The organism is Paenibacillus ginsengarvi (genome assembly GCF_003626695.1).
Taxonomy (GTDB): domain Bacteria; phylum Bacillota; class Bacilli; order Paenibacillales; family NBRC-103111; genus Paenibacillus_AB; species Paenibacillus_AB ginsengarvi.
Window position 1 is genome coordinate 110,535 of the sequence record NZ_RBAH01000026.1, and the last position, 20,129, is coordinate 130,663.

General features: G+C 56.8%; 14 protein-coding genes. 7 read left to right on the forward strand and 7 right to left on the reverse strand.

The window, feature by feature from the left end; translation table 11 throughout:
- Positions 1–62: 62 nt before the first annotated feature.
- Positions 63–563: a DUF4912 domain-containing protein gene (locus D7M11_RS28115; protein ID WP_120750593.1), complete on the reverse strand. Its 501-nt coding sequence runs from the start codon at positions 561–563 to the stop codon at positions 63–65.
- A gap of 235 nt (positions 564–798) precedes the next feature.
- On the opposite strand from D7M11_RS28115, the gene D7M11_RS28120 reads away from it, so the two are divergent.
- Entirely contained in the window at positions 799–3,048 is a 2,250-nt protein-coding gene (locus D7M11_RS28120) for a helix-turn-helix domain-containing protein (RefSeq protein ID WP_120750594.1), read from the forward strand.
- Positions 3,049–3,110: 62 nt separating this feature from the next.
- Here D7M11_RS28120 and D7M11_RS28125 read toward each other — a convergent pair whose 3' ends face one another.
- From D7M11_RS28125 to D7M11_RS28135, 3 genes are all read right to left on the reverse strand, one after another.
- Positions 3,111–4,715, reverse strand: coding sequence for an extracellular solute-binding protein (locus D7M11_RS28125; protein WP_240041340.1), 1,605 nt, complete (start codon positions 4,713–4,715; stop codon positions 3,111–3,113).
- 113 nt (positions 4,716–4,828) lie between these two features.
- Positions 4,829–6,160, reverse strand: a complete 1,332-nt coding sequence (locus D7M11_RS28130; RefSeq protein WP_120750596.1) for an ABC transporter substrate-binding protein — start codon at positions 6,158–6,160, stop codon at positions 4,829–4,831.
- A gap of 25 nt (positions 6,161–6,185) precedes the next feature.
- Positions 6,186–8,066, reverse strand: coding sequence for a right-handed parallel beta-helix repeat-containing protein (locus tag D7M11_RS28135; RefSeq protein ID WP_120750597.1), 1,881 nt, complete (start codon positions 8,064–8,066; stop codon positions 6,186–6,188).
- 360 nt (positions 8,067–8,426) lie between these two features.
- Here D7M11_RS28135 and D7M11_RS28145 point away from each other — a divergent pair, with 360 nt between their 5' ends.
- The gene (locus D7M11_RS28145; protein ID WP_120750599.1) at positions 8,427–9,221 is read left to right on the forward strand and encodes a sugar phosphate isomerase/epimerase family protein; all 795 of its coding nucleotides are present in this window, start codon (positions 8,427–8,429) and stop codon (positions 9,219–9,221) included.
- Between the two features lie 305 nt (positions 9,222–9,526).
- Here D7M11_RS28145 and D7M11_RS28155 read toward each other — a convergent pair whose 3' ends face one another.
- A complete protein-coding gene (locus D7M11_RS28155) occupies positions 9,527–10,954 on the reverse strand; it encodes an MATE family efflux transporter (protein ID WP_120750601.1) in 1,428 nt (475 codons plus the stop codon).
- Between the two features lie 213 nt (positions 10,955–11,167).
- Here D7M11_RS28155 and D7M11_RS28160 point away from each other — a divergent pair, with 213 nt between their 5' ends.
- On the forward strand, positions 11,168–11,608 hold the full coding sequence (locus tag D7M11_RS28160) for a hypothetical protein (protein ID WP_120750602.1): 441 nt from the start codon (positions 11,168–11,170) through the stop codon (positions 11,606–11,608).
- 4 nt (positions 11,609–11,612) lie between these two features.
- Here D7M11_RS28160 and D7M11_RS28165 read toward each other — a convergent pair whose 3' ends face one another.
- Positions 11,613–12,092, reverse strand: a complete 480-nt coding sequence (locus tag D7M11_RS28165; RefSeq protein ID WP_420818445.1) for a GlcG/HbpS family heme-binding protein — start codon at positions 12,090–12,092, stop codon at positions 11,613–11,615.
- Positions 12,093–12,311: 219 nt separating this feature from the next.
- Between D7M11_RS28165 and D7M11_RS28175 the strand changes: the two genes are divergently transcribed.
- On the forward strand, positions 12,312–13,511 hold the full coding sequence (locus tag D7M11_RS28175) for an RCC1 domain-containing protein (RefSeq protein ID WP_120750605.1): 1,200 nt from the start codon (positions 12,312–12,314) through the stop codon (positions 13,509–13,511).
- A 133-nt stretch (positions 13,512–13,644) separates the two neighbouring features.
- Here the strand turns inward: D7M11_RS28175 and D7M11_RS28180 are convergent, their stop codons facing one another.
- On the reverse strand, positions 13,645–15,957 hold the full coding sequence (locus D7M11_RS28180; RefSeq protein ID WP_158606874.1) for an AraC family transcriptional regulator: 2,313 nt from the start codon (positions 15,955–15,957) through the stop codon (positions 13,645–13,647).
- Between the two features lie 273 nt (positions 15,958–16,230).
- Between D7M11_RS28180 and D7M11_RS28185 the strand changes: the two genes are divergently transcribed.
- The 3 genes from D7M11_RS28185 to D7M11_RS28195 are packed head-to-tail and all read left to right on the forward strand — an operon-like array spanning position 16,231 to position 19,704.
- Positions 16,231–17,208, forward strand: coding sequence for an ABC transporter permease (locus D7M11_RS28185; protein ID WP_420818446.1), 978 nt, complete (start codon positions 16,231–16,233; stop codon positions 17,206–17,208).
- 24 nt (positions 17,209–17,232) lie between these two features.
- Positions 17,233–18,111 carry a carbohydrate ABC transporter permease gene (locus D7M11_RS28190; protein WP_120750607.1) on the forward strand — a complete coding sequence of 293 codons (879 nt, stop codon included), beginning with the start codon at positions 17,233–17,235 and terminating at the stop codon, positions 18,109–18,111.
- 51 nt (positions 18,112–18,162) lie between these two features.
- The gene (locus D7M11_RS28195; RefSeq protein ID WP_120750608.1) at positions 18,163–19,704 is read left to right on the forward strand and encodes an extracellular solute-binding protein; all 1,542 of its coding nucleotides are present in this window, start codon (positions 18,163–18,165) and stop codon (positions 19,702–19,704) included.
- The last annotated feature ends 425 nt before the right edge of the window (positions 19,705–20,129 follow it).

A 20,129-nucleotide genomic window follows, 5' to 3' on the forward strand; every position in this document is an offset into this window, starting at 1 on the left:
ATATGTTCTTTTACGAACGCACATAGGCGTGACGGCCTCTCGGACGCGTCCCTGGCAGGACGTCATAGCCGCAAGTAAGATTTGAAATGCTCTGGACCACTTGGAGCGATGTAGGCGGCAGGGTGTGGCGAGGAAGCTTCGGCCGCTACGGTAACAAGCGGCGCCCCGTAACCGGCGGGACGGTCTCTCGGCGTTTGCACGCTGCCGGAGCGGACAAACGGAACGAACTGGCCTTCCCAGGTACGCACGCCGATATCGGCCATATACGCCCGGTCGGCTTCAAGCCCGGTTATGTACCAATTGTCCGCTTCGGGCGTCAGCCGGATGCAGATCGTCCGGTGTGCGTTATGGCCGTTAAACATCAGATGCGTGACGTCGTACAGGCGCAGCTCCTTCGTCAATTGCCCGTAGTCGCATTCGAAATGCTGCGACGCCAGCCCATTTTTGCGGTCGGAAACGGCCCAGTACGCATAAAGCGTATGCGCATCCCGTACGAGCAGGCGCAGCATATCTTTAGAGTGCGCACCGGGTAGATCGAGGCGGTCCGGTAACAATGTCTGCAAATGAATCCCCCTTTCATAAAGATGGTACTTCTAACCATACGAAGCCCTTGCCGGAAATATGACACGCGGGATTTTCAAATTTTTTCCGCGTACAACGCGTATACCGCCCGCTGCGATCAAGCCCTTTTACGATCTCTTTACACCTTTTGCATTCTCCGGCTCCCGATTTTGCTGTACAATAAAGACATTCGTTGTTTGCTAAAGCGCTTTCTTCCAAAAAAAGGGGTCACCGCCATTGCCGCCGCTGCCGTTTAAAGTAAATTCGCTGTTCGTCAAAAGCATGATCAGCTTCGTCGCGATCATCGTTCTTCTCGCTTCCTTCAATTTTTTGTCGTTCGCCTTCTTCAAAACGACGATCGAGCGGGAAATTATTCAGAATAACCGGGTATCGCTGGAGCATGCGGCGGACCGGTACGAGAAACATCTCGCCATCATCAAAAATTTGCTGTTCAAGCTGTATCAGAACGAAAGCGTCGTCTCCTTCGGCCGGCAGCTTACCGCCAAAGATCCGGCCCAAGTCAATTACTTGAAGCCGGCCGATATGATAGAGCAGCTTCGGCGCGACGTAGGCAATCCGTTTCTGTATTTGGATAACATCCTCGTGTATTTCAATGCGGCCGCTTACGCCGTGGACAAAAACGGGACCGGCGACGCGGACCGCTTGTTTTCGCAATTTTACGTAAGCGAGCCGTACGACCTGCCATACTGGAAGGGGCAACTAACGCTGCCTTATACGTCGGAGCTGCATCCGAGCCGGCTGTTCTCGATCGTTGCCCCGGACAAAACGAGCAAGCGGCTGCTGCCGATGTCCGTAAAGCTTCCGGGTTACAACTATCTCGTCGTCGGGCTGCTCGATGCGGACCGGCTGTTCGAGACGTTTTACGGCAAAGAAGGTCCCGGCTTCGCGATCGTTCATGCCGGCGGCGGCGTCCTGTTCGATTCCGCCCATGCGGAGTCGCCAGCCATACCCGCGCTGCCCGGCGATACGCAAGGCTATGTCGTAAACGACAACATCTACACGTTTTATCTCAAAAGTCCCGAGTCGGGCCTAACGTATACGACGTCGGTACCCTACGCGAGCATCGCCGCGCAAATCCATAAGCTGCGCCTCACGCTGATTGCCCTGTCCGTGCTTGCGGTCGCGATCGCCGCAGCCGCCTCGGTCGTGTTCAGCCGCAAAATCGGCAGACCGGTCAAGCAAATTATCGATTCGCTCAAGCAGCGAAGCCCGGAGGCCGTACGAAGCAGCATTTACGAATTTACGCTCATCAACGAAATATCGCGGGAGCTGATCCAGGAAAGGAACGACATCCACGACGATCTGCTAAACAAGACGTCGCTGCTGACCGATTTCGGCTATATGAGCAAGCTCAAAAAAATCGCCACCGCCTCCGGCGAGTGGAAGGAGCCGCTCGAGCGGCTGCTGCCGTTTCGCATCGTGCTGTTTCAGTTTCATTTCCGCAACGCGCCGCTCGAAACTGCGCATGTAAGCGCGGATGCGCTGACGTATGCCGCCCGCGAATGCGTCGATCTGATGTTGTCGGGACCCTTTGAATTTTCCCGCACGATCCAGACGGAGAGCAACCAACTCGTGTCGATCGTGTACGGAGAGGCCTTGGAGCGGGGGCTCGAACACGCGCTCGGTTTGCTGAAGACGATTTTCGACCATGATACCGGCCATTATCTCGTGACCGCATCCGTAAGTTCGGCTTTCCCGGCCGGAGCCGATTTCAATCAAGCCTATATGCAGACGCTGGATCGGGTGAAGCAGGCAAGACTGCTGGGTGAGATGCAGCTGTTGTGGGAGGATGCCCCGCCGTCCGGGCATTTCGTGTTTACGGCCGAGCAGGAGCAGGAGTTTTATGTCAATATGCAAGAAGGCAACGGCGCGGCGGGCGGCCAATTGATCGGCCGGATGCTCGAGTTTATGCACAAGAAGGAAGCGTTTCGCGCGCAATTTCGCGTGTTCGCGCTCAGCGTAACCGCCAAAATCGTCAAAATCGCCGAGAAAGCGAAGGTCGAGCCGGGCAAGATCGAGCAGCTGAGCGCCATGCTGGGCGAGCTGGAGGAATGTCTCTCCTACGACGATTATACGCGCTTCTTCGACCGGTTCGTCCCGCTCGCGGCCGATGCCGTCAAGCGGAAGCGCGAGGAGAAGGACCCGGTCGTCGAATTTTTCGTCGGTTATCTGGAGTCGCACTATAACGAGGACTTGTCGCTCGATTCGGTGGCGGACCGGATGAACATGTCCAGCAACTACTTATCCGCCTACATCAAAGAGAAGACGGGAACGAACTTCAGCGACCATCTGAACAGCGTACGTATCCGCGAGGCGAAGTTTATGCTCGTCCGCACCCCGCTCAGCGTTCAGGATATCGGCGAAAAGATCGGGTACCGCAACGTCACGTCGTTCATCCGCATGTTCAAAAAAATAACCGGACTCACCCCGGGAGACTACCGCAAGCGGTCGGCTCTCGAAAGCTAGGGCGTGATGGCAAACCGTACCTCTCACGGTTTGCCATCACGCCCTAGTCCGGTTCGTTTTGCTTATTTGCTGCGCGAATAAGCTTGAAAAGCTTCATTATACTGCTGCATGTAGCTGTCCAGACCGATCATTTTCAAATTCCCGATATATTTGTCCCAATCGGTGAACGGCACTTCTCCGGTAATGAACTTGTACTGCATGCTTTGCACGTACGACGTAATTTCCGTGCCGAGGCTTCCCGGGCTGAAGTTAAACGGCGGCCATATTTCCTTGACCGCATACGGCTTCACTTTCTCCGCCGCGGCCAGCGACTCGGGCAAGCTTTCCGAGCCTTTGAACAGCGGCGCGCGCGCATACCCGGGATAGCTGCCGCCGAGCCAGGTCACATACGGCGTCAGCGCCTGCTCCATCGTCAAACCGTCGGGACTGGCGGTAATCGGCTCCACATAGCGCAGCTCTCCGTCCGGCGTTTCCTCGTAACTCACGGACGGAACGCCCATGAAGAACAGCTTGCTGCCCTCGTCGCCGAACAAATAGTCGATCCACCTGAGCGTTGCCTCCGGGTATTTGTTTTTGTTCGTAACGGCAAACGCGCCGATATGAGCGAGCGGCGGCTTGACGTGGGAATACAGCCGGTCGCCGTGCGGCCCTTGCAGCGCGGGAGCGCCGACATAACCCGTCATCTTCATCAACGTGAACGGATTCGGCATAACGGCCGAACCGTATACGCCGAGCGCCCCTTTCGCATAAAACTCGCCGCTGCCGATCGTGAATATATCTTTCTCGATCAGCCCTTCGGCATACAGCATATGCACATATTCGAGCAATTCCTTGTAAGCCGGGTCGGCGGGAATGAAGCGGAGACGGCCGGATTTCTCATCCCAGTCGACATTCACATTGGCGAGACCCCGATTGCCGAGCCCCCACGCCCCTTTCAGCTGATGCAGCAGCACGTTGATACCGATGCTTCCGTAAGGAATTTCATCCGCCACGCCGTTTCCGTTCGGGTCGCGCTCCTTGACAGCCTTCAAGTAGGCGTACAGCTCGTCCGTCGTTTGCGGCTCCGGCATATGCAGCGTTTCCAGCCACTTCCGGTTAATCCACAGCGGCGTGCCGATTAGCATCGACAAAAAGTCGGGATCGTAGTAAGACGGAACGGAATAAATGTGTCCGTCCGGCATCGTGAGCGAATTGCGCAAATCCGGGTAACGCCCCAGCAGCGCCCGAATATTCGGCGCGTACTTGTCGATCAGGTCCTCGAGCGGGACGAGCACGCCTTCCTTGCCGTACTTCATCAGCTCGGCGGCGGTCAGGCGGCCCGCGTAGAAGGCGTCCGGGTAGTTGCCCGTCGCCAGCATCAGCTTTCTCGTCTCGCCCAGGCTCTCGAACGGCACGAGCTGAAACCGGATGCGCATATTCGACATCCCGGCATAATGCTTCCAGACAAGCACGTCGTCCCAACTGGAGGCGCTGGTCGCCGACTTCCCGGCAAGAAACGTCAGCTCCACGGGCCTGCTCATGATTGGCATTCCTTGCGTGAGGAAGGCCGGCGGCCCGCCTTCAGGCTTCGCGCTATTCGTAGGTCGGCTGCCGAACCAGGCCAGCGAGCCTGCGATGAGAAGCAGGACCGCACCGGCGGCGATTCGCTTGCGGGCTTTGACCGTCACGGGACTTTTGCCTCCTTCTGTTGCCGGATACGTTCTTCTTGGCAGCATTATACCAGAAAGGATTGCCGGATTGCGGGATTTACGATTTCGCCATATCCGAAATCGAATCCGGATTATTTGCCCTGCTCGGCGATATATTTGTCCATCAATTCATCGTAGCTGCGCAGCGCCGTATTCACGTCGATGTTGTTTTTCGTTACCTGGGTCATCACCTTCGTAATTTCATTGAACGCCTTGTTCGCATGGATCGTCGACGGGAACGGCTTGGTCGGCGCCGATTTGAAGATGGCCGGTATGTTTTTGCCTTTGACGAAGTCGAGGTTTTGGGCGAACGTGTCCTGGTACTTTTTGTCCTTCAGCACCGACACCCGGCCGTTTTTGGCCATATCCGACTGCACCTCGTCGGAGACGACCGTCTCGATTACCTGCAGCGCCGCTTCCTTATGCTTGCTTGTGCTCGGAACGACCATGACATGCAGGTCGATCTGGGTGCCGATGCCCGGCTTACCTGGCCATGTCGGATACGAAGCGAGATCCCAATTCGTAAACTGATCCTTCACCTCGGCCAGGTTCGGCAGCCAGTTCAACCCGGCCAGCATCGCCAGCTTGCGGTCTTTGACGAAAGCGTTTACCCCCGAGCTGAACGTCTGGATCGTTCCGTTGCCGGGAATATCGTAGACGTCCTTCGCCATCTGCACGACCTTCTTCCAATCGTCCGTATTGCCGAGCGATTTGAACGTTTTCGGCTCGATCAGCGGCAGCCCGAGCTGGGATCCCGCACGGTAGATCGAATCCGGCTCGAACCCCCGGTACTGCACCGTATCTTCCTTGCGCGTCACCTTTTTGGCCAGCTCGGTCACATCCTGCCACGTCATGCCGTCCTTCGGATAAGCCGCCCCGAACTTGTCGAAAATGTCTTTGTTATAATAAAGCGCGTTGAAATGCATCGTGTACGGGATTCCCATCAAAAAGTCGTTTTCGCTCGTAATTTTGATCGCATCCAGCGCCGTCGCGTTAAACTTCGTCAAATCCACGTTCGCCGTTTTCAGTCCCGCCGTCAAATCCTGGTCGACCTTGAGCCGCTTCAAGTCCGGGAGCAGCAGCGACGTATGGAAAATGATGTCCGGCAAGGAGCCTGCGGCCAGCAGATTTTCGAACGAATTCGTTTTGTCGTCGAGCACGATCCGGTTGATCGTAATATGCGGATACTTTTTGCTTACCGGCTGCACGATATAACGCTGAATTTCGTCCTCGGTCAAGTAACCGGTCGCCCGCACCCCGATCGTGATCGTGACCGGGTCCGCCTTCTTCGCTTCCTTGACCTCCGTTTTATTGGTGTCGCCCGACGCCGTTTTGCCCGCCCCTGCACCTCCCGCTCCTCCGCATCCCGCCAATAGGGCCGATGCGAGTACGCTTACTGCCGCTGCTCCAATCCACTTCTTCATGGTTCTATTTCCTCCTGGAATATGGTTATAGTAAAACTGCCGTCAAGGCGCCCGATGTGTCTACGGTTACTTTGTAGCCCACCCCAGCCGCCGTATACAGGCGCAGTTGATCGGCCGATGTAGCGGAATTGTTGCGGTATGGAGCGGTTGCGCCATCCAGCGCATTGCCGCCCGTCTCGATCCGTTCGCTGCTTGCGGCGATTTGCAGGCCGTACCGGTTTTGGTTGCCCGAAGCGGCTTTGCGGACGATGTTGTCCCGCACGACGCCGTCCTTGTTGCTTCCGTTTACGACAATGCCGTCATACCGAACGTGCTCGGTCAAGCTGGCGCTGCGGACCGTATTGCGGTCGATACGGAAGCGCGACGTTTCGCTTGCGGAGATGCCGTAAAAACCGCAATCGCGCACGTCGTTGTCGCAAATCGCCACATCGGCCGACTTCGCCGATTCGATGCCGTTCACCGTAATGGCGGAGATGCGGTTGCCCGCGACCTGACATTCGGCCGAGTTGTCCACGTACACCCCGCGGCGGGCGTTGTTCACGGTATTCCGCTCCACGATGGCGCCGCGGCACCACGATACGGTAATGCCGTGTTTGTTCGCTCCCGCATCGTAGACGAAGTTATCGGTGATCGAGACATCCCCCACCATCGCCTGAGGGTCTCCGTAACAGCCGATGCCGCCATAGGCCGCTCCGCCGGCAATAATGTTGCCCGCGATCCGGATGCCGCTTCCCGCCTGAGGCGTTCCGCGCTGCACGCCGTTTTTGTCCTTCGTCGACTCGCTGTTTGGGGACGGAGTGCTCATTGTAATACCGCCGCCGCAGTTCAGAAGCAGATTGCCCTCCACCAGGCAGCGGTTCCACTTGAACAGCCGGATCGCCCAGTACGTCAGCCCTTCGAACGTATTGTTCACGATTGAAATATCGCTGGACCAGACGTCGTGAATCGCTCCGTGCGTCCCGACGCCAGCGGCCCAGGCGGCCGTTCCCGCCGTCCCGCTAGCTCCGAAGTTACAATCGCGAATCGTAATATGCCGGCAAGGCGTTCCGTCGTGTTTGCCGAACGCTCCGAAGCTGAGCGGGGTCGGGACGTCGATCTGGATCGCTTCGGAAAAATAACGCGAACCGTCGCTCGCATTTTTGTAGCCGAGAAACCGGCAATGCTCGATGAGTACGTCGCGGCTGGCGTTAATCTCGATCGCATGCGCCCATACGACATCCTTAATCGTTACGTCGCGGACGACGACATGGCAGGCATGGCCGAAGTTGAAGCCGACATAAGCGTCGGGATACTGCAAAATGTTGCCGTCCCACGTGCCGCCTTCGATCGCAATGTCGCCGTGTCCCTCATAGCCGTCGTACAACGCGCCCACGTCGCCGTTTAACAGGAAGCTGTCGTCGTGGCAGCGGAGCATGATCGCCGCATGGTGCAGCATCAGCTTCGTGCCCCGGTATATGCGCAGCATCCGCGTGAGCTTGTAGATGCCTTGCGGCACGTATACGACGCCGCCTCCGGCATCGCGAGCCAGGTGAAGCGCCTGCTGGATCGCATCGGAGTCGTCATGGCTTCCGTCGCCCTTCGCACCGTACTTGCTTACGTTCAGCCAATCGAGCCGCGCGTGGCCATCCGGCCGCTCCCCGCCTCTGCCCGGCCCCCCGCCGTACACCGATGCCGAAACCGGGCCGCCTCCGGCGTACAGCTCTTTCCCGCCCAGCACCGTTTGCGCCGCCACCGTTACGCCTGCTGCGCCAAGCGCAGCGATCATCTCTCTGCGACTCCACAGCTTTCCGCTTCCTCCGCCTGCAGATTTGCCGCTCTTGTCCTCGCCCCCGTCGTACCCGATTCCGTTTCCTTCCGGACGAAACTCGCCGAAATGCTTCGATGCTTGCCTGCCCTTCTCTTCCATTGTGAGTCAGCCTCCTTAGCCGAAACTTCTCCCCAAGTGTATACCGGGCTGCCGGGCGTGCCCTATACACACGTTTCACGATTGCTTGCAGTTATCCGGCCGGTCGTAACGTTTGCATACTATCGTAAGAAATGGCAATTTCCTTTCTGGCGGCGGACGCCGTGGGCAGCGGATTAACGGCCGCTCGCTCGGGGACAGGCTTTCGGATCGCTTTCGGCGCACGGACTTTTTTCGGGGACGCCGGCTGCAAGCTTTCCAAACGAATGTACAAAAAACGAAAACTTGTAAATTGCGCGGCGGCCGCCTCAAGGCTAGTATCAAACTGACCCTCAGACATAAGGAGCAAAGGATGGGATACATTTGAGCAGAATCATCAGCTATTCGGACCTGCCGCTGCTCGGCAAGATGACGGAGCCTAACGTGGAGACGCTGCTGCGGGAAGGGACGGCGCATATCGAGCTGCTGCTCGACGGCGAACCGTGGGACGAGATGGAGGCGGCGATGGATCGTGTCGCCACGTTCGTGCAGACGACAAAAGCGGCGTATACGGTCCACCCGCCGGCGTGGGATACGAATTTGACGAGCGAAAACCGGGCGATTCGCGACGCCTCGTTCGAGGAGTATCGCAAATCGATCGAATTCGCGGGGCGGATCGGAGCGACGCATGTCGTCATTCATCCCGGGTTCCGCTTCTCGCCCGCATTCGATAGCGAGACGGCGGCTAAGCGAGCAGAGGAGTCGGTTTCCCGGCTGTGCGAGATCGCCGCTCCACTGGGAGTCAAGCTGGCGATCGAAAATGTCGGCTACGGCGGAAGCTCGTTATTTACCCAAGACGAATACGTGCGTTTCGTCGAACGGCTCGATGCCGCTGTCGCCGTCTACCTGGTCGATACCGGACACGCCCATATTAACGGCTGGGATATTCCCGCCCTGCTGCGGCAAACGGCTCCCCGGCTCGGCTGTGTCCATCTGCACGACAATCACGGCGAAGCGGACGAGCATCTGCCGATCGGGGAAGGCACCATCGAGTGGGGGCCTGTCTGGGCGGCACTAGCCCTCGCCCCGGACTGCCAGCTCATCCTCGAGTATGCGCCCGGCACGGACATATCCAGGCTGAGCGCCGGGCGCGACCTGCTGCGGGCTAAGGGGCTGTAACCGCTGGGCGGCAACAGGCCGCCGAAGCGGCTTAGCGGAAGCCCCGCTTCCGTTATGGCCCAGCTTGCCCGGTTTTACCCGGGCGGACAGCGGCCATTGCGACTTTTGCTTCCTCTATCGCCCCCCGCCAGTGGCGTTCCTCCGGCTCTAGCGGAACTTCCACTTCCGCCTGCGAAGCTTTAGCGGAACCTCGAGTTCCGCTAAAGCCACCCCCCGCCACCGAGCGGCTTAGACGCCAAAAAGGCCGCCCGTTACCTTCTCGGTAACGAAACGGCCCGATTTTGGCCTCCCTCTCCATAAACCAGTTATACCCGGAGCGTCTTCCATGCCCCTTTCTTGAAACGTTTCAAAATCAAAAAAGAACGCACAAACTGGTCAGCCGCCGCCGCCAGCCATATACCGTAAAGATCCATGCCCAAGACGTACACGAACAGCAGGCTGAGCACGACCCGGAACCCCCATACCCCGATAAACGTCGAATACAGCGGATAACGCGTATCTCCCGCGCCGCGAAGCGCGCCGCTCAGTATAAACTGCGTCGCCTGCGACACCTGGATGAAGCCCATAATACGGATCGACAGGGCGCCCTTCTCGATAATTTCCGGCTCAACCGTGTACAGCATCATAATGTATGGCGCAAACAAAATAAATCCTACGCCGATCGCTCCGGCTACGTAAATGCCGATTTTGCGCACCTGCCAGCCGTACTTCTCGGCCAGCTCCGGATTGCGCGCGCCGAGCGCCTGCCCGACCAGCGTGGAGGCCGCAATCGCAAACGCCATCCCGGGCATGAACGAAAGACCGAATATGCTGAAGGCAATTTGCGTCGCCGCGATGGCCATCGTCCCGAGACTGGCCGCCACCTTGAAGAAGATGAGCATGCCGAGCCGCATGACGATCTGCTCGAGCGCGGACGGGAAACCGATTTTGCCGATCCGGGCGATCATCTCCCGGTCCAGCCGGAGCAGATGCCGCAGATCGAGCCGGACTTTGAACTTGCCGCTGAACATGACGATCGTCACCCACGTCATCGATACGCCCTGCGCCACAATCGTCGCCACCGCCGCTCCGGTGATGCCCATGCCGCCGTAGCTGCCGATTCCGTAAATGAGCGGGTAGCCGATCAGCACGACGAGAATGTTGGCGACGACATTGATCTTCATCGGGGTCCGCGTATCTCCGGCGCCGCGCAGCGTAGCTGAAAACGACATCGAGATCGTCGTAAAGCCAAGCGACAAAAAGACGATTTTAGCATAAACGAGACCATGCGCCACAACGTCCTCCTCGCCACCCATCAGCCTGAGGAAGTCGGCGGCGAACGTATAGCTCAGCGCGATCATGACGACCGAGAGCACGATGTTCAGCAGAAACGCCTGTCCGGCCGCCCGGTTCGCCTCCTCCAGCTTACCCGAGCCGATCGAACGGGCGACGATAACGGTAGTGCCTACATTCAGCGTCGAAAAAAGCGCCAGCAAAAGAAAAAAAGGCTGATTGGTCAGCCCGACCGTCGCCACCGCCTCAGGACTTAACCGTCCAACCATAATCATGCTGAGCATCTGCGTAAAATTCGCAAGCATCATCTCGACGAGAGAAGGGCCGGCCAGCTTCAGAATCGATTGCCGTACCGCCTTTTTGTCGTTCGGGTCAACCAGAAAAGCATCCCCTGCAGCCCCCGCCCCTTGCTCCGCAGGCCCTGAGGACGCCTGCTGCTGGCGATCGGTTTCCGCATTCATGTATCCGCCCCCTTATGTTCCGCTGTGAAATTACTCCTATCATACCACAGATCGGACCGGGCGGACGGACGTTTTTCCCCCCGAAAAGCAGACAGCACCCGCGCTTAATATCGGATCGTTGACAGCGCTCTTCGACAGTATCTTTGGATCATTTCCTGTAATATGAAAGTTACCTTATCGACTCTTACCTTATTATGAAGGAGGCCGTACCTTATGGAACAGCAGTCGATCACCACCGTTGCCGCCGCAGCTCAGCCTTTGTCGCCGCAGTCGTCGGATCGCCCTGAAGGAGTACAGGAAACGCCTCGGAAGGTGAAGCTTTCGCTGAAAATACTGCAAGAGCAAATTCTGGAGCTGGAGAACGAAACTCATATGCTGTTAAAACGGCTGGAGCAGCTCGAGCAGCGGCTGCCCCCTCTGCCTTCATCACAGGACGAAGCCGCCGCCTCGTTCGAGTCGCCCGCGCCGGAATGGACGACCGTCATGCCTTCCGGGGCTGCCATCCCGGCTCCGGCGGAGCGGACAAGCGCTTCCGGAAACGAATACGCGTTGACGGTTGTTCCGCAGGCCATGCTCCTTCCGCGTTCCGCCCGGCATCCTGCTCCGAAACGGACGTTCTGGAGAAGGCTGCTGCCGCTCCGGAGCCGCCCGTAATCCTTTATTGCTGCGGATAAACCGGATAACCGATATAACCCGTACCGATCCGGACTGTTCCCAGCTGCGAGCCGCCCAAGTCGCGTTTGCTTTCAAAAGCTTGCACAGCCGCATTCGCCACTTCGATGTCTTGGGCGCTCGTCCCCCCGCTTACGCCGATGCCCCCGATGACCACTTTGTCCTTAACCAGCGGAATGCCTCCGCCCAAAATGACAAGCCGTCCGTTATTCGTCGTGTTGATGCCGAACGACGGCCCGCCGGGCGCAGCCGCTTGGGCCAGATTCGCTGTCGGCATTTTCATCGCTACACTCGTCCAAGCCTTATCCTGAGAGATGACGATGCCCGCAATGCGGGCGTTATCCATCCGGTGAAAGGCGACGAGATTGCCCCCGTCGTCGACAATCGCAATATCGCTCGCGAGACCTAGCTCCCGCGCCTTCTGTTCCGCCGCCGCAATGAGTGATTTTGCCAGCTCCAGCGTCATTTTATGCAAACCGAATCCACTCCTTCATCTATGCCTTGCTCCAGCATATGGCCGTCTGCCCAAAGGAGTGAAACTTCATGCATAAAAATATACTTGGCCACCTGTAGATGCCAATCGATCGGTTTGTAATTTTTCCTATATTTTAGAAACTTTACCTCTTTATTTCCGTCTAATGGATATGACTGGATTTGTATTCCAAAGTCGGAGGGAGAGGAAAAGATGAGAAATGTCATTAAAAATGCACGGACAGCAGCACTAACCATTATCCTGGCTAGCGGTTGTTTTAGTTCTTATGCTTGGGCTAAAGAAACCGGAATCACGGAAAATGGAGCCGCAAAACCGAAAGCTCAACAAATTGAAGCAGCTCACCATGAAGCGACCATGCTGGATGATCAAGGAAACGTATGGTATTGGGGAAGTATGTATAAATGGTTTAACGGGGGAATGTTCCCTTCACCGGGTATTCCCCAGACAGTGCCCGGGCTAGATAAGGTGACTCATGTTTCTTACGGTATGCTCGATGCGTTGGCGGTAAAGGAGGATGGGACCGTATGGTCATGGGGAAGAGGGACCGTCCACAAAGAGGACGGTGTAAGCGGCTCCTACTTGCTGGAGGCGCTTAAAATACCGAAGTTGGACAACATCATAAAGGTTTCATCGTCCCACTATTTAAATGCGGCCCTGGACAAAGGGGGAAAATTGTGGATATGGGGCCTTCCGGTATCCGAAAAGGGCAGGTCTACGGACGATCTTGAACCGAAAGTCGTAGAAAAGCTAGATAAAATAATAGATATGGCACAATCTCAGCAAAACAATCTTACCGTCCTTAAAGAGGACGGGACTGTGTGGACCTGGGATCTGAAAGAAAAAAGAGGGCTGGAGATTCCATTTGTCCTGTCAAACTCGCCAACTAAAGTAGAAGGTTTAACGGATGTTTTAAAAATTACAAGCGGAGCGAATACCCAACATCAATTGGCTTTAAAAAAGGATGGGACGGTTTGGGCTTGGGGCTACAATTTCTATGGTCAATTGGGACAAGAACCCAATACCGGCCTTAACCTCGAAACCAGAACCTTTGCCAGAGTAGACGTACCTGTCCAAATTGATGGACTTACCGACATTATCGATATTTCCGCCGGGTTTGATCACAGCCTTGCGCTCAAGAAGGATGGCACCGTGTGGCTATGGGGATCTCTGGTGGAATCTGAAAAGGATTCTCTTCCTAGTCGTTCCCAGTATACGCTACCTGTACAAGTCAAAGGCTTGTCGGATATCCGCTCTGTAAGTTCCGGCAATCAATTTGACGCCGCTATTAAAGAGGACGGAACCGTTTATATGTGGGGAAAGAACGGCCTGGGTCAACTCGGCGACGGAACCGACACATTTAGAGCCGATCCCACTAAGGTCGTTTTCCCATAACGAGTTGAAACCCGAACTGTCGCTTGAGCTCTATCAAAACTGTCCCTTTGTACAATCCGATCGGGCATGTATCGCGCCTTATCAAGGTAGCCGGTAGGAACCGTTTTCCTGCCGGTTTTATTTACGCTTCCCCTTACACCGCGCCGCGCGAATGCTTCTCGCGAAACTGGCCGGGCGTCAGCTCCGTGCTTTTTTTGAACAGACGAATCAAGTACGACGGCTGGTACCGCAGCGTCTCGGCGATATCGGCAATTTTCATGTCGGTCGTTACGAGCAGCTCTTTGCATTTCTCGATGCGCAGCGAAGTCAAATAGTCGATAAAATTAACGCCCGTCACCTGCTTGAAAGCCCGGCTCAGCTTGAACGGGCTGACGCCGAACCGGTCGGCGTACATCTCGAGCGATACGTCGCGCGACAGCTCGTCGTGAAGCTGTCCGGTCACCTGCTCGACGAGACGGCGCGTATCTGGATCGAGCGCGCCGGAGACGGAGCGGACGAACGGCTCGATAACCGACGACGTGAACCAGCGGATCATCTCCTCGGGATCGCGAATCACCATCAGCTCCTCGTACAAATGCGCCCCTCCGTAAACGCTGCCCGGATTAACGCCCGAGCGGAACATGGCGTCATAAGCGCTGCCCAGCAGCTTCAGCATCCCCTGCTGGATGTGCATCTGCGTGCCCGCCTTGCTGCGGATCGCCTCTGCGAACTGCCGGACGCCCGCCGCCGCTTCCTCCTGAAGCCCCAGCCGCATCGCCCCGATAATTTCCTTCTCCAGCTCCAGCGGAAATTCGACGTGCTGGCCGAGATCGGGCATCATATCCTCGACGTCGAGAATGTCCGCCTTTTCGTTCGGATCGCGCATACGCAGCGTCTTCGACGTTTCCTCCAGCATTTCCGGCAGCTCCAGCACCGACTCGTTCAGCTTGCTGGCTGCGACCGCCACGTTTACTTTCAGCAGTCCGCTGACCGCGGACGCGATGTCTCCGGCAAGCGCCAGCAGCTTCTCCTTCGCCCGATCGGCCGCCTCAATCGGATTCAGCACGAGCAGCACGCCTACCGTCGAATCCTGAAAATTGATCGCATGGGCATATTCCGCCGCCGATCGACACAGCTCCTGCACGATGTTGGACGCCGCGTAATCGATCAGTTGTCCGTCGCGATCGGAAAATTTCGTCTCCGGCGCGCCTCTCCCGTACAGTCCCGCGACCAGAATCGCAAACCGCTTCCCTTCGACATGCCAGTCGTACTGGCGAAGCTTCTCCGCGATCTCCTTCTCCGAGGCCGGCATAATCCGTCCCTGCAAATATTGCAGCAGGAAGCCTTCCCTGAGCGACGGCAGCGACTGCCGGAGCCGCTGCTGCAGCACCTCGTTCTCGTCGAGGTGGCGCTGCCACTGCTTCTCGATAAAGGCGATCTCATTCAGCCGGTCGCCTCCCGTCTCCTTCGCGAACGGAAACAAGCCGACGAGCCGACGGATTGGATTGTAAATGCGTCCCCACGCGAACCACGAGAGCAGCAGCGCCAGGGCAAGACCGAAGACGCTAACGGCTACGATCATGCGCGACATGGCGTTCACCGGGGCGGTAATGGTCGACAGTGGCGTTGCCGACACATAGGTCCAGTCGTTGCCGAGCCGGGATAGCTGTCCGAAGGAGACGGAATAGCTCATGCCGCCGTAGTCGTATACGAACGTATCCTTGAACGTGTTCGCCGGCAAAATGCGGCGCACCATCGCATGTCGCAGCCCAATATCCCCGGCGTCGTCCGACGCGATGACTTGCCCTTCGCGGTCCATCAGGAAGGCGGTCCCGCCTTCGGAAGCGAGCCGTCTCACCATCCCGTCCAGCGCCCCTTGCTGCAAATAAATCAGAAACGCGCCGAACGGCCGATCGCTGCCGCTTGCGTACAGCTTCGTCACGACACCGCGAAAATGCGTTTCGCCCGAGCCTGCCTGCGGCATGTCGTCGGTCCAATAAATTTTGCGGTCCGAGCTAAGCAGCCGCCGGAACGATAACTCGTCGTCCCCTCCGCCGATCGTGCGGACTCCCCAATGGTCGCTTATCAGCTTATCCGTATTGTCCAAATAAAGCGCCACGTCAAAAACGAGCGGATTGCCATCCTTCATAAGCGCCAGCGAGCGGTACAAATCCCTCGTCTTCTGGAACTGCTCCGCGAAGTTCATCCCGGCGAGCGATTCGTCGAACTCGGGGTTAAAGGCCAGCTGCGCGGAGAACAGCTCGAGATGGGACAAGTATTCGTCGACCCGCTGGATCGACTGGTTAAGCTGTACCTGGTGGGCCTCGTTCAGCTCGCGGACGATCGGCTCCGCTCCGAGATTATACGCCCCGATTCCGATCAGGAGCGCCGGAAGGCTCGTAATGACGAGCACGAGCACGAGACTTTTCCAATATAACGAGCCTTTGCGAAACTCCGTTTTTTTCATGCCCGCTCCCCCCTTTCCGGCCTCCTGTCCCGTGTAACCGTTTCCTGTATGGATCATTTTAGCCTATAGCGGTGGCTGCCCGCAAGCGTCTGCAAAACAATGCTATCGCCGGAAATCCGCGCCGCTGCGGCATTTTCTTTGATCAAAAGGTTACCATTGCCGGAAATTGGCTAACGGCGTTACGCTTAACCCGCCCCAAAAAGCGAGGCGTTTTTACGAAGCCCGATTCCTTGCTGGGACTCCGAAATAGAACGAAAGACAGGAGGATGGCCGATAGTGAATACCGATACGAACGCGGCAGCCGGCGCACCCGACCGGGCGGTCCGCACCCAGACTGGCGCAAAGCGCAGCCGTCTGCTCGCCGATCTGGCCCGCGACAAATACTTGTACTTGCTCGCGCTGCCCGGCATCGTTTATTTTCTCATCTTCAAGTACGTTCCCGTAGGCGGCCTCGTGATCGCCTTTCAGAACTATTCGCCGTACCTCGGCATTTTGCACAGCGAATGGGTAGGGCTCGAGCATTTTCAGCGCTTTTTCTCGAACGACGACTTCCTCCTGCTGCTGCGCAATACGATGATGATCAGCTTGATGAACCTCGTCTTCTTTTTCCCGCTGCCGATCGTGCTGTCGCTAATGCTGAACGAGCTGCGCAGCATGGCGTACAAGCGGTTCGTGCAAACGGTCATCTACATCCCGCACTTTTTGTCTTGGGTGCTTATCTCCGGCTTGACGTATTTGATGCTGTCGCAGTCGGAAGGGCTCGTCAACAAAATCATGTTCGCCCTCGGCGGCGAGCGGGTCGGCTTTTTGACCGACTCGAACATGTTCTGGGGACTGCTCACCGCCCAGGTTATGTGGAAGGAAGCGGGCTGGGGCACGATCATCTTCCTGGCCGCGATCGCCGGCGTCGATCCGCAGCTGTATGAGGCAGCAGTCGTCGACGGAGCGGGACGGTTTCGCAAAATGTGGCATATTACGCTGCCGGCGATCCGCAACGTGATCGTCATCCTGTTCATTCTCCGGCTCGGCTCCGTCATGGACGTCGGCTTCGAACAGGTGTATCTGATGATGAACGGCGCTGTCTCCTCAGTAGCCGATGTGTTCGACACGTACGTGTACCGAAACGGCGTTCAGCAGGGCCAGTTCAGCTACAGCACCGCGATCGGGCTGTTCAAATCGATCGTCGGCATCGTCCTCGTCGTCGCCGCCAACAAGCTGGCGAAACGGTTCGGCGATGAGGGCGTCTACTAACACAACGCCGGAAGGGAGATTCGCATGCATAGACGCACAAGTATGGGGGACCGGGTTTTCGAAGCGGGGAACGTCTTCGCTCTCGCGCTTATCAGCCTCGTTTCGCTGTTTCCGATCTACTACACATTTATATTATCGTTTACCGATCCGACCGAATATTACCAGAAGCCACTCATTCTGTTTCCCGAAAAATGGACGCTGGACGCGTACCGCTACTTGCTGTCGACAGATACGTTCATGACCGCTTTCGGCAACAGCGCCTTTCTGGCTACGGTCGGCACCGCGTTCAGCCTGGTCGTAACGTCGGGGCTCGCCTACGCCGTTTCGCGCAAAAGGCTGCGGTTCCGCAGAGTCATCCTGTTCGCCGTCCTGTTCACGATGCTGTTCCAGCCGGGACTCATTCCGTCGTACCTCGTCGTCCGTCAGCTCGGGCTGATCGACAGCATCTGGTCGCTGATCGTGCCGGCGCTTACCGGCGGCTGGTACGTGCTGCTGATGAAAGGCTTTTTCGACAGCATCCCGGACAGTCTCGAGGAGGCGGCCCGCATCGACGGGGCCAACGAGATCGGCATCTGGTTCCGCATCATTTTGCCGCTATCGCTTCCCGCTTTGGTCGCCTTCGGACTGTTTTTCGCGGTCGGCTACTGGAATACGTTTTTCAACGCGATTATGTTCATCAACGATCAGCACAAATGGCCGCTGCAGGTCATCCTGCAAAACATGCTCGTCGATCCAAGCACGTCGAACGCGAATGTGGCCGACTTCCGGGCGAACCGCAAGCTGCCGTCCGAGACGCTCAAAATGGCCGCCGTCGTTATCGCGACGGTGCCGATCATGCTGGTGTATCCGTTCTTGCAGAAGCACTTTGCCAAAGGGGCAATGGTCGGCTCTGTCAAAGAATGATCACATAATCCGGATTTGTTGTACAATAACTCATACGGGAGGTCACGATTTATGAACAAAAGCAAGCTTAGCTTCAAAGCCGCAGGCGCCGTCCTGATCGGTGCGTCGCTCGTCGTTTCGGCATGCGGCTCCACTGGGGGCAGCTCGGGCAGCGACAAAACGGCGGACGGAGACAAGGGCAAGGCGGAGATCACCGAAATTACGATGAACACGCTTAGCTACGGCACCGAGTTCCCGGACGACAACAACGCCATCGTGAAGGAGTTCGAAAAACGGACGAACACGAAGCTGAAAATCGACTGGGTGCCTGCCACGACGGCCGAAGACAAGTTCAACGTGCTGTACGCCTCCGGCAACCTTCCCGACATTACGTTCGTCGAGGACATGGACAACCAGCAAATCCGTACGATGATCAAGCAGGGCGTCTTCTGGGATTTGACCCCGTATATTAAAGATTACAAAAACTTGTCGAACCCCGCGCTCAAGGATATGTGGGAGACGTCCAAAATCGCCGGCAAAAACTATTCGGTGCCTCGCTATTACCCGACGCACGGCGGCGGCGTTTTCCCGATGCTGCGCAAGGACTGGCTCGACAAGCTGAACCTGAAAATGCCGGAAACGATGGACCAGTTTTTCGAAACGCTTCAGGCGTTCAAGGACAAGGACCCCGACGGCAACGGCAAAGCCGACACGATTCCGTACTCGGCCAGCGTTCAGTATATGGGCTTCGTCTACAACGTTTATAACGATACGCAGGGCGCGTGGAAGCAACGCGACGGCAAGCTGTACCCGATCATTACCGAGGATGCGTCGCGGGATGCGCTGCTCTGGCTGAAAAAGGCTTACGACGCCGGTCTGTTCCCGCCCGACTTCGCGATCATGAAGTTTTCGCAAATCAACGACACGCTTCAGGCGGGCAAAGCTGGCGGCGCCGGATACGCGATGAACAACGCCCTCACCCGCACGAAGGAAATTCAGAAGATCGAGCCGAAAGCGGAGCTGATCCCGCTGACGTCGCTGGCCGGTCCGAAAGGCAGCAAATTCGTGCCGTCGGGAGCGCCATTTTACGGACATTTCCTGATTCCGAAAAAGGTGCCGGAGGCGAAGGTAAAGAAGCTGCTCGCGTTTCTCGACTACGGCTACAGTCCGGAAGGAAACGAGCTGGCGAACTACGGCGTGAAGGGCGTGCACTTTAACGAGAAGGACGGACTGAAGGTACCGACCGACCAATTTACGAAAGACAAGGTCGATCAGGGCTTCCAATATATTTTCCTGAAGCTGAGCGACGAGCAGGTGCTGGGCGATCCGTCTTTAACGACGAAGGACATCTACGCGCGCAACCAGTCGATTTTGAACGACCGCAAAAAAATCGTCGTGCCGAACCCGGCGTTCGGGCTCATCTCCGATTCCAACACGAAGCTGATGCCGGATATCAAGAAAAAGGTCGACGACATGCGCGTCAAAGTCATTCTCGGTCAGGAAACGATGCAGGCATACGACGACTTCATCAAAAAACTGAAGGACGACGCCAACCTGCAAAAAATCGTCAAGGAAATGAACGACGCCTACGCGGACAAACTGGCCGGCAAATAAGGGCGGCGGGAGTTCTGTGAAAGGCGGCGGGTAGCCGGTAGCAGGCGGCTGTAGCTGGTGGCTGGGGACTGGAGAGAGCGGGGTAACTGGTAGCCGGGGACTGGAGAAGGCGGCAGACAGCTAGGAGCTAGTTCAGGCAGCAGGCGGTAGACGTTCTAAGGGCACCGCTCGCCTAACCCTACGGTGGATAAGAGCTTTTTGAGACTGCTATTTCGGCTAATTTCCGCCCCTCTGCCCGATTAGAAGACGTTTGGGACTGTTATATCGAGTAGTAGGGAATGAAAAGAAGCTGGCAGTTGAAAATAAGAGGCCCGAACGTCACTAGCGTTGCAAAGAAGTTAACATGAAAAATACAATCTCTTGTATTTACTATATCTGTTAAATTATGATGTGTTTTCATGGCCCAAATAAAAAAAATCTCCTAT

What these genes read in the sequence shown, in the direction of transcription:
- D7M11_RS28130 (WP_120750596.1), bottom strand. Translation starts at nt 6,160, where the DNA reads ATGAAGAAGTGGATTGGAGCAGCGGCAGTAAGCGTACTCGCATCGGCC.
- D7M11_RS28135 (WP_120750597.1), bottom strand. Translation starts at nt 8,066, where the DNA reads ATGGAAGAGAAGGGCAGGCAAGCATCGAAGCATTTCGGCGAGTTTCGT.
- D7M11_RS28155 (WP_120750601.1), bottom strand. Translation starts at nt 10,954, where the DNA reads ATGAATGCGGAAACCGATCGCCAGCAGCAGGCGTCCTCAGGGCCTGCG.
- D7M11_RS28160 (WP_120750602.1), top strand. Translation starts at nt 11,168, where the DNA reads ATGGAACAGCAGTCGATCACCACCGTTGCCGCCGCAGCTCAGCCTTTG.
- D7M11_RS28165 (WP_420818445.1), bottom strand. Translation starts at nt 12,092, where the DNA reads ATGACGCTGGAGCTGGCAAAATCACTCATTGCGGCGGCGGAACAGAAG.
- D7M11_RS28175 (WP_120750605.1), top strand. Translation starts at nt 12,312, where the DNA reads ATGAGAAATGTCATTAAAAATGCACGGACAGCAGCACTAACCATTATC.
- D7M11_RS28180 (WP_158606874.1), bottom strand. Translation starts at nt 15,957, where the DNA reads ATGAAAAAAACGGAGTTTCGCAAAGGCTCGTTATATTGGAAAAGTCTC.
- D7M11_RS28190 (WP_120750607.1), top strand. Translation starts at nt 17,233, where the DNA reads ATGCATAGACGCACAAGTATGGGGGACCGGGTTTTCGAAGCGGGGAAC.
- D7M11_RS28195 (WP_120750608.1), top strand. Translation starts at nt 18,163, where the DNA reads ATGAACAAAAGCAAGCTTAGCTTCAAAGCCGCAGGCGCCGTCCTGATC.